Below are 15046 nucleotides of genomic sequence, written 5' to 3'. Positions count from 1 at the left end.
TCCCTGGATTCCCGAAATGGCGGCGACCGGCCGACCTCTTGCCCGCCCCGCGCGGGTTGCCACTCTAACAGGCCGGAATCGCCAGTAGAAGGGCGCCCGGCCGGCGATTCAGGTCCGGAAGGACGGTGCCCGCACCAGCAGGCACAATAGCTGAAACATCATCTGCGCGCCGATCTGCGCGGTGGCGGTGCCGGCATCGTATTGCGGCGCCACCTCCACCACGTCGCCGCCGACCACGTCGAGCCCCGCCAGGCCGCGCAGCAGTTCCAGCACCTGCCACGGCGCAAGCCCGCCGACTTCCGGCGTGCCGGTGCCGGGCGCGAAGCCGGGATCGACCGCGTCCACGTCGAAGGAGACGTAGATGGGCCCGGTCGCCACCTGCCGCATCCGTTGCAGCACCGCCGGGATGCCCATGGCGGAAACTTCGTGCATGGGGATCAGCGTCATGCCGCTGGCGGTGGAGAATTCCCAGAGGTAGCCGGCGCCGCCGCGGATGCCGATCTGGATGGTCCGGTCCGGGTCCAGCACGCCTTCCAGCACCGCCTGGCGGAACGGGCCGCCATGGTGGAAGCGGGTGCCCTCATACTCGCCGCCGGTGTCGGCATGCGCGTCGATATGCACCATGCCGAGGGGACGTCCCTCGCCGAGCGCCTTCAGGATCGGCAGGCTGATCGAATGGTCGCCGCCGGCTGCCACGGTTCGGATGCCGGCCGTGCGCAGCGCCCGGAAATACGCCTCGATGTCCGCGTGACACGACTCCAGCGAGAAGCGGGAGGCCATGGGCACGTCGCCGATATCGGCCACCCGCGCCTCGGTCAGCGGCGCCATGTGCAGGGCGGGCTCATACGGCCCGATTCGCTCCACGGCGCGGATCGCGCGCGGGCCGAGCCGGGCGCCGGCGCGGTTGGTCACGCCAAGGTCCATCGGCACCCCGACCAGGCCGATCTCGGGCGGGCTGGTGAAGGCATCCGGTTGGAAGGGCGCGCCGCAGAAGGTGGCGAGGCCGGAAAACGGCCAGGCGCGGCGGTCCCCGGTGAACTGGCTTGCGATGATGCGGCGGAACAGCGGGTCCTCGGTTTCCGTCCCGCCAGTGGCCGCAAAACGCGCCCGCAGCGCCGCCAGTCGCTCCGCAACCATCCGTGGACAACCTCCCGCAAACGCAAAGCGCCCGGTCAGGGGGGTGACCGGGCGCCACGCTATAATCACTTCCGATCGGAGTGGTCGGGCGAGCCGGCAGGGGAACCGGGCATCGCTCACCGGCGAGAGTAGGCCGGTGACGTCAGTGTAGCGCGGCCCACGGTTGCGATGCAAAAGGCGAATGGACCGCAAACGCGCATGCAACCCCATTCAAGCACCGGATCGCGCGGGCTTGAAGGGTCGTTACGACGTCAGGCGGCAGCCAGTCGTCCCGCGCCCGGGCGCCGCCCCGCCGCCCAGGCTGCCGCGGCGGCGCCGAAGGCTTCGAAGATAGCGCGGGACCGCGCATCCTGTTCCCAGTCGTATTCCGGGTGCCACTGCACACCCAGCACGAAGCCCGGCGCATCGGCCACCCGCACCGCCTCCACCGTGCCATCCGGCGCCCAGGCTTCCGCCACCAGCCGCGGCGCCAGGCGGCAGATACCCTGGTTGTGCAGCGAGTTCACCGGCACAGCCTCCGGCCGGATGCGGACCCCGGCGGCGGACCAGAGCCGTGCGAGGTCGCCATCCGGCGCCACCCGCACCGCATGCGCCTTGCCGGTGCGGACGCCGGGCAGCCGCTGGTCCGACGGCGTCGAATGGTCCATCCGCCCCGGCAGGTCCTGGATGCGCTGGTCGAGCGACCCGCCGAGCGCCACGTTCAGTTCCTGGAAGCCGCGGCAGATCGCCAGCACAGGAAGCCCCGCCGCGATGGCGGCGCGGATCAGCGGCAGGGTGGTGGAATCCCGCTGCGGGTCTTCCGGCGTGCCCTCGGCGTGCGCGGGGCCGTCATAATGGTTCGGATGCACGTTGGACCGGCTGCCGGTCAGCATCAGGCCATCGAGGCGTGGCAGGATATCCGGCACCAGCGCCTCCCCGGCCGCGGGCAGCAGCACCGGCACGGCGCCGATGGGGCCAAGCGAGACGCGGACATAGCTGTCCGAGGCCGCATGGTTCGGCGTGCCGAACAGGCCGAAGGCTTTGACACAGCAGGAGATACCGACCATCGCGCGCATGTCCATAAATCTCGACCCTGTCCATGGCAGGATCAAGACAATCTTTGCCGGAATCGCCGCGCGTGGCGCGCATGGCAGCATGGTGTTGCCGCCCGGCACGCCGCCACCTGCCGCTTTTGCCAGCGAAGCGGCTTCAACCTCGCCACGGCGCGCATGGTTGCTGTTGCATGCGGCTCAACAGGCCGCACAATGCGCGCCGGATCGAGGGAGGCGTGGGATGGTCGGGCGGCGCGGTGTGCTGGCGGGGTTTTCGATGGCGGCACTGGCGGCCGCACCGGGCGCGCGGGCGCAAGCCTCCTGGCCGGACCGGCCGATGCGCTGGATCGTGGGATATCCGCCCGGTGGCGCCTCCGACGCCTTCGCCCGGCTGATCGCGGCGCAGATGACGCCGCGGCTCGGCCAGAACGTGGTGGTGGAGAACCGTCCCGGCGGCGGCGCCGTGCTGGCCAGCGACTTGGTGGCGCGCAGCGCGGCGGATGGAAATACCTGGATGCATGTCGACAACGGCATCCTGGTCTACAACCCGGCGCTGTACACCCGCCTGCCCTACGACCCCGACCGCGATTTTGCGGGCGTCGGCTTCATCGGGCGGTTTCCGCTGTACATCGTGGTGCGGCCGGGCGACCCGGTGCGGGACTTTGCCGGGCTGGTCGCGGCGTCCCGCACCCGGGCGCCGACCTACGGCACGCCCGCCGTCGCCTCCCCGCACCACCTGGCGATGGAGCTGGTGAAGCGCCGCACGGGGCTTGCGGCGGAACACGTGCCCTATCGCGGCGGCCCGGCGGCGATGCAGGACCTGCTGGCCGGCAACGTCGACATCGTGGTGATCGACACCGCCACCGGCACGCCCTTCATCCGCGATGGCCGCGTCCGCGCGCTGTGCGTGATGAGCGAGGCGCGCAGCGCGCTGTTCCCGGATGTGCCGACGCTGGTCGAACTTGGCCACGCCGGGACCGTGGCCTATGGCTGGCAGGGCATGAGCGTGCCGCGCGGCACGCCCGCACCGGTGATCGACCGCCTGGCGCAGGAGATGGTGCGCGCCATGACCTCCCCCGACATCGCGCGGCGCCTTGCCGACCTCGGCATCGAATACCAGCCCTGGTCCCCCACCGAATTCTCCGATTTCGTGCAGCGCGAGAATGCGCTGTGGCGGCCGCTGATCCGGGAGCTGGGCATCCGGCTGGACGGATAGCGGGCGCCGGTCGGCCGGCGTGCCCGCGATGGGTGAACCTTCCCAACCCGTCGTTCTGGCACGACGGGATTGGGACGCGGTGCTGTTCGACCTCGACGGCGTTCTGACGGACACGGCGCGGATCCACGCCGTAGCATGGCAGGCGCTGTTCGACGAGGTGCTGCGCCGCCAGCACGCCGAACTTCGGTCCTTCGACCCGGAAGGCGACTACCTGGCGCATGTCGATGGGCGGAAGCGGGAGGATGGCGTGCGCGGCTTCCTCGCCTCCCGCGGCCTGGCCTTGCCGGAAGGCTCGGCCACGGACCCGGCGGATGCGATGACGGTCGCCGCCGTCGCCCGCCGCAAGCAGGCGCTGTTCGAGGACCTGCTGCGCCGGCAGGGCGTCGCGCCGCTGCCCGGGGCTGCCGCGCTGCTGCGGGCCCTGCGGGCGCGCGGCATGCCCATCGCGGTGGTCTCCGCCAGCCGCAACTGCGCGGCGGTTCTGGAAGCCGCCGGGCTGGCGGCGCTGATCGACACACGCGTGGATGGGGTGGAGGCGGCGCGGCTCGGCCTGCCCGGCAAGCCGGCGCCCGACACTTTCGAGGAAGCCGCCCGCCGCCTCGGTGCGGCCCCGGCGCGCTGCGTGGTGGTGGAGGATGCGCAGGCCGGCGTGGAGGCCGGACAGCGCGGCGGCTTCGGCCTGGTGATCGGAATCGACCGCCACGGACAGGCGGAGGCGCTCCGCCAGCATGGCGCGCACCATGTCGTGCGCGACCTGACCCAGCTTTCGGCCGCCTGACCTGACGCCAGCCTAACCCGCGGGCATCGCGGCTGGCGGAAACTCGGGCACCGGCTCCGGCCGCGCCGCCGGCGTGTCGCGGATCGCGAGTGGCTCGGCGGCGGTCAGCACCACCTCCGCCCCGGCATGGAACACCACCAGCCTCTCACCGACCTCCAGCCGATAGCTGGTGACATCGTGCCGCACCTCCACCCGCAGTCGCTGCCCGCGGATGGTCAGCGGGAACCGCAGCGATCGCCAGGGGGCGGGCAGGCGCGGGTCGAAGCAGATCCGCCCGCCATGGTCGCGCAGCCCGCCGAAGCCGTGCACCAGCGCCATCCAGGTGCCGCCGATGGAGGCGATATGCGCGCCATGCACGACGTTGCCGCCGAGGTCGGAGATGTCCATCGCCGCGGCGAATTCGAAATACTCCAGCGCTTTCGACAGGTAGCCGATCTCCGCCGCGACGATCGCCTGGATGCAGACGGACAGCGAGCTGTCATGCGTCGTCAGCGGGTCGTAGTAGTCGAAGTTCCGCTTGGTCTCGGCGTCGGTGAAATGCTCGCCGAGCAGGAACATCGCCAGCACCGTGTCGGCCTGCTTGATGACCTGGGCGCGATACAGGTTCAGCGGGTGGTAGTGCAGCAGCAGCGGGTAGCGGTCCGCCGGGGTGTTGGCGAAATCCCACGGTTCCTTGTCGAGGAAGCTGTCATCCTGCGGGTGGATGCGCAGCCGCTCGTCCCAGGGCAGGTACATGCGCCGCGCGGCCTCGCGCCATTCTTCCGGCTCCTCCGGCGCCAGGCCGGTGCGGCGCACCAGCTCCGCCCATGCGGCCGGCTGGTCGCGCGCCATCGCATCGGCGGTCTCGGCGGCGTAGCGAAGGTTCTCGCGCGCCATCAGGTTGGTAAACAGGTTGTTGTCCACCACCGTGTTGTATTCATCCGGCCCGGTGACGCCGTTGATGCAGAAGCGGCCCTCGTGGCGGGCCGAGAAGAAGCCGAGGTCGCGCCACAGCCGCGCCGTCTCCACCAGGATCTCGGCGCCATGCTCGTGCAGGAAGCCGCTGTCGCCGGTCACCTCGACGTATTTGCGGACGGCGAAGGCGATGTCGGCGTTGATGTGGTACTGCGCGGTGCCGGCGGCGTAGTAGGCGGACGCCTCCCGCCCATCGATGGTGCGCCAGGGGAAGCAGGCGCCGCGATGGCCGAGCTCCCGCGCCCGGTCGCGCGCCTTGTCCAGCATCCGGGCGCGGAACATCAGCACGCTGCGGGCCATCGGCGGGTTGCAGTAGACCAGGAAGGGCAGGACGTAGATTTCCGTGTCCCAGAAGTAGTGGCCCTCGTAGCTGCGCCCGGTCAGCCCGCGCGTGCCGATGCCGTTGCCTTCCGCCCGCGCCGAGGCCTGCAGAAGCTGGAAAAGGTTCCAGCGGATCACCTGCTGGCGGTGCGGGTCGGTGTCCACCACCTCGATATCCGCGCGGTCCCAGAAGCTGGCGGCGTGCAGCCGCTGCCGGCCGACCAGCGCCTCCATCCCCTGCGCCTTGGCGCGGTCCAGGGTGTGGCCGGCGCGGGTCCGCAGTTCCTCGGCCGGGGTTCCGGCGACGTCGTAATGGTAGGCCAGCGCCTTCCACAGCCGCAGCGGCCGGCCCGGCGCGACCTGACCGCGCAGCAGCACCGTCGCGCAATCCTCCCGGAGCTCGGTTTCCGCCACCAGCCGCCCCGGCTCCTCGAGCGCATGGTCCATGCCGCAGGCGAGCATGAGGCCGGAGCCGAAGGCCTCGTGCGACAGGATGGCGCGCAGTCCCTGCACCGTCTGCCCCGATGGCACCAGAAGCCGGCGCGCGGCGATCGGCTCGCCGAGGCGCGGGTCGACCGGGTCCACCGGCAGCGGCGGGCGCAGCAGCAGGTCGGAGTGCAGCGTGATGTCGGCGGCGGCGTCCTCCACACTCAACTCCCAGCCGATCGCGGCCAGGTTGCGATCCTCCAGCGAGACCAGCCGCAGGGTGCGCAGCGCCAGGCGCTGGCCGGTCGGCAGGCGCCAGGCGACGCGGCGTTCCAGCAGGCCGGCGCGCATGTCGAGCCGCCGACTGAAGTGGGTGAGGTCGGCCCGGTCCAGGCGGAACGGCTCGCTGCCGACATGCAGCCGCATCGGCGTCGCATCCGGCGGGTTCACCAGGCTCTGGCCGACCCGCGGGAAGCCGTAGGCGTGCTCGCCATAGGTGATGGCGCGCAGGATGTGGAAGCCGTTGAGGTACACGCCTGGCTCCCGCACCGGCGCGCCCTCGTCCAGCGTGCCGCGCAGGCCGAGATGGCCGTTGGCGAGGGCGAACATGGTTTCCGCCTGGCCGAGGAAATCCTGCACCTCCGGGCCGAAGCGGGTTTCCTCCAGCGCCCAGGGATCGGCGGGGAAGATGTCGGCGGGTGGGCGCAGGCGCAGGCGCAGCATGGGCGTCTCCGAGGCAGGGGCGGTGGTCCGGCGTCGCCTCGCACGAGGTGCCCCGGAGGCTGCCCGCCGCCCGGTTCGCGGGCGACTGGCACCTTCACATCGCGCGGTGGGCGCCGGTCGTTCCGCACAACCCGGTTCAGGCTGATCCGAGGCAGGGCCTGTCTCAACCTGTCAGGCGGCCTCGCCACGCGCCAGCTTGGCGGCCTGCTGCAGGCTGATCCCCGGTGCCAGGGGATCGGCGTGGCGGTGGGCGAGCCGCCACGCATCGTCCACCCGGCAATACACCAGGGTCACCCGCAACGCCCAATCCTGCGCCGGAAGCCCTCCGACCTCGACATGCGACCGCTCGATCAAAACGAGGACCACCATGTCCGCCGCGGCGTAGGTCTGGACCACCTCCTGCCGCAGCGTGCCCTTCGCGAAGAATTTTCCGACTGCCTCCCAGCGCTCGGGGGTGAAGCTGGCGGCCCGGCTCGCGGGTCCGCCGAAAGGCGACATCAGGGTGAATTCGTCGGCGAGTGTGACAAGTTCCAGGTAGCGCTGGACGTCGCCGCGCATCAGCGCCGCATTCGCCTCGGCCGAACAGTGGGCCAGGCCCGCCGCGAGGTCGTCGCCGAAGGCGTCTGGGGATGCCAGCAGGGTCGTGCCGGCCGCCGCCAGGGTCGAGCGTCGTGACATCGACATGAAGTCGCTCCTTTTTCCGGTGTCGATCGGGCCAGGCGGCATGGCCTGGCCCGCCCCGGAAGGTCGCCCCTGTGTTTTGCTGAATCGAGTGATATGATTTCAGCGATATGCTGAACGAAATCGACCTCTCCCGGGCCGACCTGAATCTGCTCGTCCTGTTTGAGGCCGTGCTGGAGGAGCGACATGTCGGGCGGGCCGCGGCCCGGCTGAACCTGACGCCCTCGGCTGTCAGTCACGGGCTCGGCCGGCTGCGGCGGCTGCTGGGCGATCCGTTGTTCCTCAGGACGCCGCGCGGCGTGGTGCCCACGGCGCGCGCGGCGGAGCTGGCCACGCCGGTCGCCGACGTGCTGGCGCGGGTCCGGCAGGTGATCGCGACGGCCCAGCCATTCGACCCGGCAACCTCGCGACGCAGGTTCACGCTCGGTGCGCCGGATGGCGTCTCCGCCGTGCTCCTGCCGCGGCTGCTCGCCGGACTGGGTCGGAGCGCGCCCGGCGTGGGCATCGGCCTGCGCCAGGTGCTGCCGCTGGCGGGCGACATGGCGCCGGAGCGCGTCTGGCGCAGCGCCTTCGCCGAGATCGAGGCGCGCGCCGTGGATGTCGCGGTGATCCCCTCGGACCACATCCCGGCGCGGTTCCATGCGCGCTGCCTGTACGAGGAGGATTTCGTCCTCGTCCTGCGTGCCGGTCATCCCTACGCGGCCGACCCGACCTTGGACCGCTACTGCCAGGCCCGCCACCTGGTGGTGTCGTTCGAGGGCGACCCGCACGGATTCGTCGACGAGGCCCTCATACGGCAAGGCCGGGCCCGGTCGGTCGCGCTGACCGTTCCGAGCTTCATGCTGGCGCTCGCGGTGCTGGCCGAGACCGACATGATCGCCGCGATGCCGCGGCGCTTCGTCGCGCGGCATGCGGCCGGCTTCGGACTTGTCGGCCTGGAACCGCCGCTTCGGCTGCCGCGGTTCCGGCTCAACGCCGTCGCTACCAGGGGGGCCATGCTCGACCTCGGGCTGGCCTGGTTCTTCGGGATGCTGGAGTGAGGGTGGGAGGTCGATCCCGTCAGATTGGCCGGCGGGACAGCAACAGGTCGGCGTGAGGGATTCCGTGCAGGCTGCCGGGTTCGACCTTGCGAAGCCCGGCGGACGTGATCTGCTGCACATGGTCGAGGCCCAGGCCGCGAAGCCAGGCTTCGAAGCCGGCCGGATCATCCCGCGATGCCAGCATCGGCGCATCCCATTCCATGACCATCACGAGCCCGGGGGACCGGCGGATCAGCGCCTCTGCGCCGCGTAGCGCCAGGGGCTCGCTGCCCTCGCAATCCAGCCGCATCAGATCGGCTGCCGGCAGGTCGGCCAGCACGTCGTCGATGCGGACGCCACGCACCTCGAACCGATCGGAGTAGCTGGCCACGGTGTTGGGCAGGGCGACATGGCCGCTGCCAATGTTCTGCGGTTCGGCGGCGAAGGCAACCGGGCCGGTGGTCGCCACCGCCGCGGCACCGTGCACCGTGACGCGGCCGGAAAACCCGTTCAGCAAGATGCTGTCGCGCAGCAGCGCCAGCACGCGGGGATTGGCCTCGAAGGCATGGACGTGGCCGGCGTCGCGGACCATCTGGGCCATCGCGAGGGTGTGGTAGCCCATGTTGGCGCCGACTTCGACAATCTGCGCGCCCGGCTTGATGAGGCGGCGCAGCACGTTCTCCACCTCGCGCTCCCATTCCCCGGACAGTGCGATATGCGGCGTCATCGCGGTGTCGCGCACGTCGAGGTAGATCTTCAGGCCCGAATGGGTCAGCGCCACCGCCCTCGTGCCCAGGAAGCAGTAGGTGCTGCGCGGAGCGCGGGCGGCGGCGGAGCGGGAGGAAAACAGGCTACGGAGCACGCTCGGCCACCTTCGGGTCAGGATATTCCGCCGACAGCATAGCCGCCGCCGGGCCGCCGCCAAACCCCGCGCTTCGCAACGATTGATTCATCCCCCGGTGCCATGATGCCCTGGCCGGATGTCCCACTCCGACATCTTGCGACATATTGCCGACACACCGACGGCACATGGATTTGCTACGCCAGGAAGGCGAACCCAAGGATCGGGAGCCTTCCGTCATGCCTGCACGCCTCGACTTCGCCAGCTTCGCCTTCCGCGCCCGCACACCGGTGCGCGACTTCCTGCGCAGCCTGCGCCGCTGGCTCAGCTACCGGCCGGAGCAGCGCTACATGGGGGGGCGGGCGTCGCGGCGCTGAGGTGGTGAACGGGCAATCCCACAGCTTCGGCCACCAGGGTCCGGTGGCAGCGCTGCGGGTCGGCTTCCAGGCACAACAGGCACACGGCCTGCCGCCGCGCCAGGTCGGATAGCGACGCCAGCGCGGCCTGCGCCTCCACCCCCGCCAGCCTGTGCGCGAAGATGCGGCGCATCTCCTCCGGCCGGCCTTCGCGGACGGCGGCGCGGCCTTCGGCCGGGGTGCCCAGCGCCGGCACATGCACGTAGCCGATGCCAGCCTCCGCCAGTGCCGCGCCCAGCGCCCGTTTCGCAAAGCCGGGCCGCCGGCTGTTCGCCAAGGCGCGGACATCGACCAGGGTCGCGATGCCCTGGTCGCGCAGCGCCGCGATCAGCCGCGCCGGCGTCGCATCCTCGTAGCCGATGGTGCAGACCGGCAGCGCCACCTTACTTCGGCAGCGCCGCGTGGGCGGCGAGACAGGCGATATCCAGGATCTGGTTCACCCCGGCCTCCATGCCGACGATCTGCACCGGTGCGGACAGGCCCATCAGCAGCGGGCCGATGGTCTGCGCCGAGGTCAGCCTAGGTGCCGCCTTGGTCAGGATGTGGGCGGCGTGCAGGCCGGGCATCACCAGGACATTGGCCGGGCCGGTGAGACGGCAGAACGGGTACAGCGCGGCGCGCAGCCCCGGGTCCAGCGCCACGTCGGCCGCCATCTCGCCGTCGTACTCGAAATCCACCTGGCGCTGATCCAGCAGCTTGACCGCATCCCGCACATTGCCCGGAATGCTGCCCTTCGGGTCGCCGAAGGTGGAGAAGGACAGGAAGGCGACGCGCGGCTCGTGCCCCAGGCGACGGGCGGCGGCCGCGGCCTTGCTGGCGATCTCGGCCAGTGTCGCAGCATCCGGGCGTTCATGGATGGCGGTATCCGCCACCAGCACGGTGCCGGACCGCCGCGCCAGCATCAACGTCAGGCCGAACAGAACGGTGTCCGGCGCCGGGTCGATCGCGGTCAGCACGCCTTCCAGCGTCGCCGCGTAGCTGCGGGTCGCGCCCGTCACCATCGCATCGGCATCGCCGGCCGCGACCATGCAGGCGGCGAAGACGTTGCGGTCCAAATTCACCAGCCGCTGGCAGTCGCGCTGCAGGAAGCCCTGGCGCTGCTTCTTGGCGTACAGCCAGTCGGCATAGGCGGTGTTGCGGTCCGACAGGCGGGCGTTGTGGATCTCGACACCTTCGGGCATGGCGATGCCGAGCGAGGCCACCACCTCGTTCACCCGGTCCTCCCGCCCGACCAGCACGGGGGTGCCGTAGCCGGCGTTGCGGAAGGCGATGGCGGCGCGGATCACGCGTTCCTCCTCGCCCTCGGCGAAGACCACGCGGCGCGGGTTGGCCTGCACGCGCTCGGCGATCGCCTCCATCGCATGCGCGGTGGAATCGAGCCGCCCGGCCAGGTCTCGGGCGTAGCGGTGCAGGTCGAGGATCGGCTTGCGCGCCACGCCGCTATCCATCGCCGCCTTGGCGACGGCGGGCGGGATGCGGCTGATCAGGCGCGGGTCGAAGGCGTTGGGGATGATGTAGTCCGGCCCGAAGCGCAGCGACTTGCCGGCGCCCGCACCCGCCACTTCCTCCGGCACATGTTCGCGCGCCAGCAGCGCCAGCGCGTTGGCGGCGGCGACCTTCATCGGGTCGTTGATGGTGGAGGCCCGCACATCCAGCGCGCCCCGGAAGATGAAGGGGAAGCCGAGGACGTTGTTGACCTGGTTCGGGTAGTCGCTGCGCCCCGTCGCGATGATGCAGTCGGGCCTGACGGCGCGCGCCTCGTCCGGGGTGATCTCGGGGTCCGGGTTGGCCATGGCGAAGATGATCGGGTGGGCGGCCATGGACCGCACCATCTCCGGCGTCACCGCGCCCTTCACGGACAGGCCCATGAAGCAGTCGGCACCCTCCATCGCCTGGGACAGCGTGCGGGCGGAGGTATCGGCGGCGTGCGCCGACTTCCACTGGTTCATGCCCTCCGTCCGGCCGCGGTAGATCACGCCCTTGGTGTCGGCCAGGATGACGTGCTGCGGGTGGATGCCCATGGCCTTGACCAGTTCCGCGCAGGCCACCGCCGCGGCGCCGGCGCCGTTGATCACCAGCTTCACGCTTTTCAGGTCGCGGCCGGTCAGGTGGCAGGCGTTGATCAGGCCGGCGGCGGCGACGATCGCGGTGCCGTGCTGGTCATCGTGGAACACCGGGATGTCCATCAGCTCGCGCAGCCGCTGCTCGATGACGAAGCATTCGGGGGCCTTGATGTCCTCCAGGTTGATGCCGCCGAACGACGGACCGAGATACCGGACACAATTTACGAAGGCGTCCACATCCTCCGTGTCCAGGCACAGGTCGATGCCGTCCACATCCGCGAAGCGCTTGAACAGCGCGACCTTGCCCTCCATCACCGGCTTCGAGGCCAGTGCGCCGAGGTTGCCGAGCCCCAGCACCGCCGTGCCGTTGCTGATGACGGCAACAAAGTTGCCCTTGCTTGTGTAGTCGTAGGCCAGCGCCGGGTTCTTGTGGATGTGCAGGCAGGGCGCCGCCACGCCGGGGCTGTAGGCCAGCGACAGGTCGCGGGCGGTGGTCAGCGGCTTGGTCAGCCGGATCTCCAGCTTGCCCGGCCGGCCCTCGGCATGCATCGCCAGCGCTTCCTGCTCCGTGATCCGGGCGGTGCGCGTATCGGCCAGGGCCTCGGCCGGTTGCTTGAGCGTTTCATCCATGGTCACGGTCTTCCCCAACTCCCCGTCCTCCCTTCATCGCAGCCCATGGGGTGCGTGGGAAGCGGGGGCTTCCGCATCGCCGATGTGGCGGGCTAGGGATGACGGGTGACGGACCTCCGAAATTTCCCACCCGCGGACGGCGCCACCCCGGCGCTGGCGCAGTGGTTCGCGGCCAAGGCGGCGCACCCGGATGCGCTGGTCTTCTTCCGCATGGGCGATTTCTTCGAGCTGTTCTTCGGTGATGCGGAAGCCGCCGCCCCGGTGCTGGACATCGCGGTTGCCTTCCGCGGCGAGCACCGCGGCCAGAAGGTGCCAATGGCCGGCGTGCCGGTCCATGCCTGGGAAGCCTACCTGGCGAAGCTGATCCGGCACGGATTCCGCGTTGCCGTCTGCGACCAGGTGGAGACGCCGGAGGCGGCGAAGGCCCGGAAATCCTCCACCATACGGCGCGAGGTTGTCCGGGTTGTCACCCCTGCGACGGTGACCGAGGAGGGACTCCTGGATGCCGCCCGCCCCGCCTGGCTGCTGGCGCTGGCCGAGGTGGAAGGCGGCTTCGGTGCCGCCTGGATCGACGTCTCGACCGGCGGCTTCGAGACCATGGCCCTGCCGCGGGAGGATCTCGGCGGGCTGCTGGCGCGGATCGAGCCGGTGGAGGCGGTGGCACCGCCGGACCTCTCCACGCTGCCCGAACTCGCCCTGCGCCTGCCCGGCCGCATCGCCGAACGCGCCCCGGCCCGGGATGCCGCCCGGCTGCTGCGGGAGGCCTTCGGCGTCGCGACGCTCGACGGTTTTGGCCGGTTCTCCGGCGCGGAGCTGGCGGCGGCCGGCCTCGCCTTGTCCTATGTGCGGGAAACCCAGGCCGGCATCCTGCCGCGGCTGGACCCGCCGCGGCCGCAAGCCGGTGCGGCCGGCACTCTGGCACTGGACGCCGCCACCCGCCGCAGCCTGGAGATCCTGCGGGACCAGCGGGGTGGGACGGAGGCGACGCTGTTCGCCGCGGTAGACCGGACCCTGACCGCGGCCGGCGCCCGCGAACTGGCCGCCCGGCTTGCCGCGCCACTGGCAGAGGCCGAGGCGGTCTCCGCCCGGCACGATGCGGTGGCTTTCCTGCTGGGCGCGGAGGCGACGCGCACGGCGCTCCGCACCACGCTGAAGGGCGCGCCGGACATGGCCCGCGCGCTCGGCCGGCTGGCGCTGGATCGCTGTTTTCCGCGGGATTTCGCGGCGATCTCCACCGGCTTGGCCCGGGTCGAGGCGGCGGCTGCCGCCATTGCCGAGGCGCCGCTGCCGCCGCCCGCGCCGATCCTGGCCGCGCAGGCCGCCCTGCGCCTGGACCCGGCGCTTGCCGCCGAATTCTCGCGCGCGCTGAACCTGGAAAAGCTGCCGGCGCGGCTGGAGGATGGCGGCATGATCGCCGCGGGCTACGACGGCGAACTCGACGCGCTCCGCCGCCTGCGCGACGGGGCGCGGGAGGCGGTGGCGGCGCTGCAGACGAACCTCGCCCAGGAATGGGGCGTCGCCAGCCTGAAGATCCGCCACCACCAGCAATACGGTTTCCTGGCGGAGGTCCCGTCCGCGGCCGGCGAGAAGCTGCTGCGCGATGCGGCCCATCCCGACCCGCGTTTTGCCAGGATCCACCGGGCGACGATGGCGAGCGCCATGCGCTTCACCTGCCCGGCGCTGGCCGAGCTCGACCGCAAGGTGGCGGAAGCCGGCGACCGCGCGGCCGCCCGGGAACGCTCCTGCGTCGCCCATCTGAAGCGCCTGGCGCTCGATGCCGGCGCCGCGATCTCCGCCGCCGCGCGGGCGCTCGCCGAGCTCGACCTGCACGCCGCCGCCGCGACGCTGGCCGCCGAGGGCGGCTGGTGTCGGCCGGAACTGACCGAGCGCGCGGAGTTCTGCATCACCGCCGGACGTCATCCGGTTGTGGAGGCGGTGCAGAAGCGCGCGCGCGGCCCCGCCTTCGTGCCGAACGACTGCGACCTGTCGCCCGGCCGGCGCCTGTGCCTGCTGACCGGTCCGAACATGGCCGGCAAATCCACCTGGCTGAGGCAGAACGCGCTGATGGTGGTGCTGGCCCAGGCCGGGCTGTTCGTGCCGGCGCAGGCGGCCCGGATGGGGCTGGTGGACCGGCTTTTCAGCCGCGTGGGTGGCGGCGACGACATTGCCGGCGGGCGGTCCACCTTCATGGTCGAGATGGCGGAAACCGCCGCGATCCTGAACCAGGCGACAGCCCGCAGCCTGGTCGTGCTGGACGAGGTCGGCCGCGGCACCGCCACCTGGGACGGCCTCGCCATCGCCTGGGCGGTGCTGGAGGCGTTGCATGACCGCATCCGCTGCCGCGCCATCTTTGCCAGCCACTTCCACGAACTGACGGCGCTGGCGGGACGCCTGCCGGAAGTCCAGCTCGCGCGGATGCAGGTGCGGGAATGGCGCGGGGAGGTGGTGTTCCAGCACCTCGTCGGCCCGGGCGCCTCCGAACGCAGTTGGGGCGTGCATGTCGCGCGGCTGGCCGGCGTGCCGCGCCCGGTGCTGAAACGGGCCGCGGAAGTGCTGGCGGCGCTCGAGGCCCGCGCCCGGTCCGGCGGGCCGGACACGCTGGCGGAGGAATTGCCGCTGTTCGCGCGCGCTGCCCCGGCCACCCCGCCGAGCCCGCTGCACGCGGAGCTTGCAGAACTCGATCCGGACACGCTTACTCCGCGAGAAGCGCAGGATGCGCTGTATCGTCTCAAGGCGCTCGCCGCGGAAGTTACCGCAGCGCAGCAAGAGAACCCTGTTGCAGCGGGAAGTGACACGTTAGTGTGACGACA

12 protein-coding genes are annotated in these 15046 nt (G+C 71.3%); 5 read left to right on the top strand and 7 right to left on the bottom strand.

Features of this window, described 5'->3' with window-relative positions:
• Positions 1 to 108 precede the first annotated feature (108 nt).
• Positions 109 to 1137 (bottom strand): agmatinase, encoded by a 1029-nt coding sequence (speB, locus tag ACLF3G_RS07120; protein WP_430668651.1) that lies wholly within the window; start codon positions 1135 to 1137, stop codon positions 109 to 111.
• Between the two features lie 251 nt (positions 1138 to 1388).
• Entirely contained in the window at positions 1389 to 2192 is an 804-nt protein-coding gene (locus tag ACLF3G_RS07115; RefSeq protein ID WP_430668650.1) for a gamma-glutamyl-gamma-aminobutyrate hydrolase family protein, read from the bottom strand.
• Between the two features lie 217 nt (positions 2193 to 2409).
• Here ACLF3G_RS07115 and ACLF3G_RS07110 point away from each other — a divergent pair, with 217 nt between their 5' ends.
• Positions 2410 to 3384 (top strand): Bug family tripartite tricarboxylate transporter substrate binding protein, encoded by a 975-nt coding sequence (locus ACLF3G_RS07110; protein WP_430668649.1) that lies wholly within the window; start codon positions 2410 to 2412, stop codon positions 3382 to 3384.
• Between the two features lie 28 nt (positions 3385 to 3412).
• On the top strand, positions 3413 to 4162 hold the full coding sequence (locus ACLF3G_RS07105; RefSeq protein ID WP_430668648.1) for an HAD family hydrolase: 750 nt from the start codon (positions 3413 to 3415) through the stop codon (positions 4160 to 4162).
• 12 nt (positions 4163 to 4174) lie between these two features.
• On the opposite strand, the gene ACLF3G_RS07100 is transcribed toward ACLF3G_RS07105, so the two are convergent.
• Together ACLF3G_RS07100 and ACLF3G_RS07095 are read right to left on the bottom strand one after the other, a co-directional pair.
• Complete coding sequence (locus tag ACLF3G_RS07100; protein ID WP_430668647.1) at positions 4175 to 6586, bottom strand: glycoside hydrolase family 65 protein; 2412 nt, start codon at positions 6584 to 6586, stop codon at positions 4175 to 4177.
• 171 nt (positions 6587 to 6757) lie between these two features.
• The gene (locus ACLF3G_RS07095) at positions 6758 to 7270 is read right to left on the bottom strand and encodes a YybH family protein (RefSeq protein WP_430668646.1); all 513 of its coding nucleotides are present in this window, start codon (positions 7268 to 7270) and stop codon (positions 6758 to 6760) included.
• Positions 7271 to 7377: 107 nt separating this feature from the next.
• On the opposite strand from ACLF3G_RS07095, the gene ACLF3G_RS07090 reads away from it, so the two are divergent.
• A complete protein-coding gene (locus ACLF3G_RS07090; RefSeq protein ID WP_430668645.1) occupies positions 7378 to 8307 on the top strand; it encodes a LysR family transcriptional regulator in 930 nt (309 codons plus the stop codon).
• A 19-nt stretch (positions 8308 to 8326) separates the two neighbouring features.
• Here ACLF3G_RS07090 and ACLF3G_RS07085 read toward each other — a convergent pair whose 3' ends face one another.
• Positions 8327 to 9148 carry an FkbM family methyltransferase gene (locus tag ACLF3G_RS07085; protein WP_430668644.1) on the bottom strand — a complete coding sequence of 274 codons (822 nt, stop codon included), beginning with the start codon at positions 9146 to 9148 and terminating at the stop codon, positions 8327 to 8329.
• A gap of 167 nt (positions 9149 to 9315) precedes the next feature.
• On the opposite strand from ACLF3G_RS07085, the gene ACLF3G_RS07080 reads away from it, so the two are divergent.
• Positions 9316 to 9504, top strand: a complete 189-nt coding sequence (locus ACLF3G_RS07080; protein ID WP_430668643.1) for a hypothetical protein — start codon at positions 9316 to 9318, stop codon at positions 9502 to 9504.
• Here ACLF3G_RS07080 and ACLF3G_RS07075 read toward each other — a convergent pair.
• Together ACLF3G_RS07075 and ACLF3G_RS07070 are read right to left on the bottom strand one after the other, a co-directional pair.
• On the bottom strand, positions 9452 to 9925 hold the full coding sequence (locus ACLF3G_RS07075) for a DUF488 family protein (protein ID WP_430668642.1): 474 nt from the start codon (positions 9923 to 9925) through the stop codon (positions 9452 to 9454). The two genes, ACLF3G_RS07080 and ACLF3G_RS07075, sit on opposite strands and share 53 nt — an antisense overlap.
• Before the next feature lies 1 nt (position 9926).
• Positions 9927 to 12236: an NADP-dependent malic enzyme gene (locus ACLF3G_RS07070; protein ID WP_430668641.1), complete on the bottom strand. Its 2310-nt coding sequence runs from the start codon at positions 12234 to 12236 to the stop codon at positions 9927 to 9929.
• 105 nt (positions 12237 to 12341) lie between these two features.
• On the opposite strand from ACLF3G_RS07070, the gene mutS reads away from it, so the two are divergent.
• Positions 12342 to 15041, top strand: a complete 2700-nt coding sequence (gene mutS, locus ACLF3G_RS07065) for a DNA mismatch repair protein MutS (RefSeq protein WP_430668640.1) — start codon at positions 12342 to 12344, stop codon at positions 15039 to 15041.
• The last annotated feature ends 5 nt before the right edge of the window (positions 15042 to 15046 follow it).

This window comes from Falsiroseomonas sp. HC035, from assembly GCF_050563525.1.
In the GTDB taxonomy this organism is placed as follows: domain Bacteria; phylum Pseudomonadota; class Alphaproteobacteria; order Acetobacterales; family Acetobacteraceae; genus Falsiroseomonas.
This window is presented reverse-complemented; position numbering and strand designations above follow the sequence as displayed.

What these genes read in the sequence shown, in the direction of transcription:
- speB (WP_430668651.1), bottom strand. Translation starts at nt 1,137, where the DNA reads ATGGTTGCGGAGCGACTGGCGGCGCTGCGGGCGCGTTTTGCGGCCACT.
- ACLF3G_RS07115 (WP_430668650.1), bottom strand. Translation starts at nt 2,192, where the DNA reads ATGCGCGCGATGGTCGGTATCTCCTGCTGTGTCAAAGCCTTCGGCCTG.
- ACLF3G_RS07110 (WP_430668649.1), top strand. Translation starts at nt 2,410, where the DNA reads ATGGTCGGGCGGCGCGGTGTGCTGGCGGGGTTTTCGATGGCGGCACTG.
- ACLF3G_RS07105 (WP_430668648.1), top strand. Translation starts at nt 3,413, where the DNA reads ATGGGTGAACCTTCCCAACCCGTCGTTCTGGCACGACGGGATTGGGAC.
- ACLF3G_RS07100 (WP_430668647.1), bottom strand. Translation starts at nt 6,586, where the DNA reads ATGCTGCGCCTGCGCCTGCGCCCACCCGCCGACATCTTCCCCGCCGAT.
- ACLF3G_RS07095 (WP_430668646.1), bottom strand. Translation starts at nt 7,270, where the DNA reads ATGTCGATGTCACGACGCTCGACCCTGGCGGCGGCCGGCACGACCCTG.
- ACLF3G_RS07090 (WP_430668645.1), top strand. Translation starts at nt 7,378, where the DNA reads ATGCTGAACGAAATCGACCTCTCCCGGGCCGACCTGAATCTGCTCGTC.
- ACLF3G_RS07080 (WP_430668643.1), top strand. Translation starts at nt 9,316, where the DNA reads ATGGATTTGCTACGCCAGGAAGGCGAACCCAAGGATCGGGAGCCTTCC.
- ACLF3G_RS07070 (WP_430668641.1), bottom strand. Translation starts at nt 12,236, where the DNA reads ATGGATGAAACGCTCAAGCAACCGGCCGAGGCCCTGGCCGATACGCGC.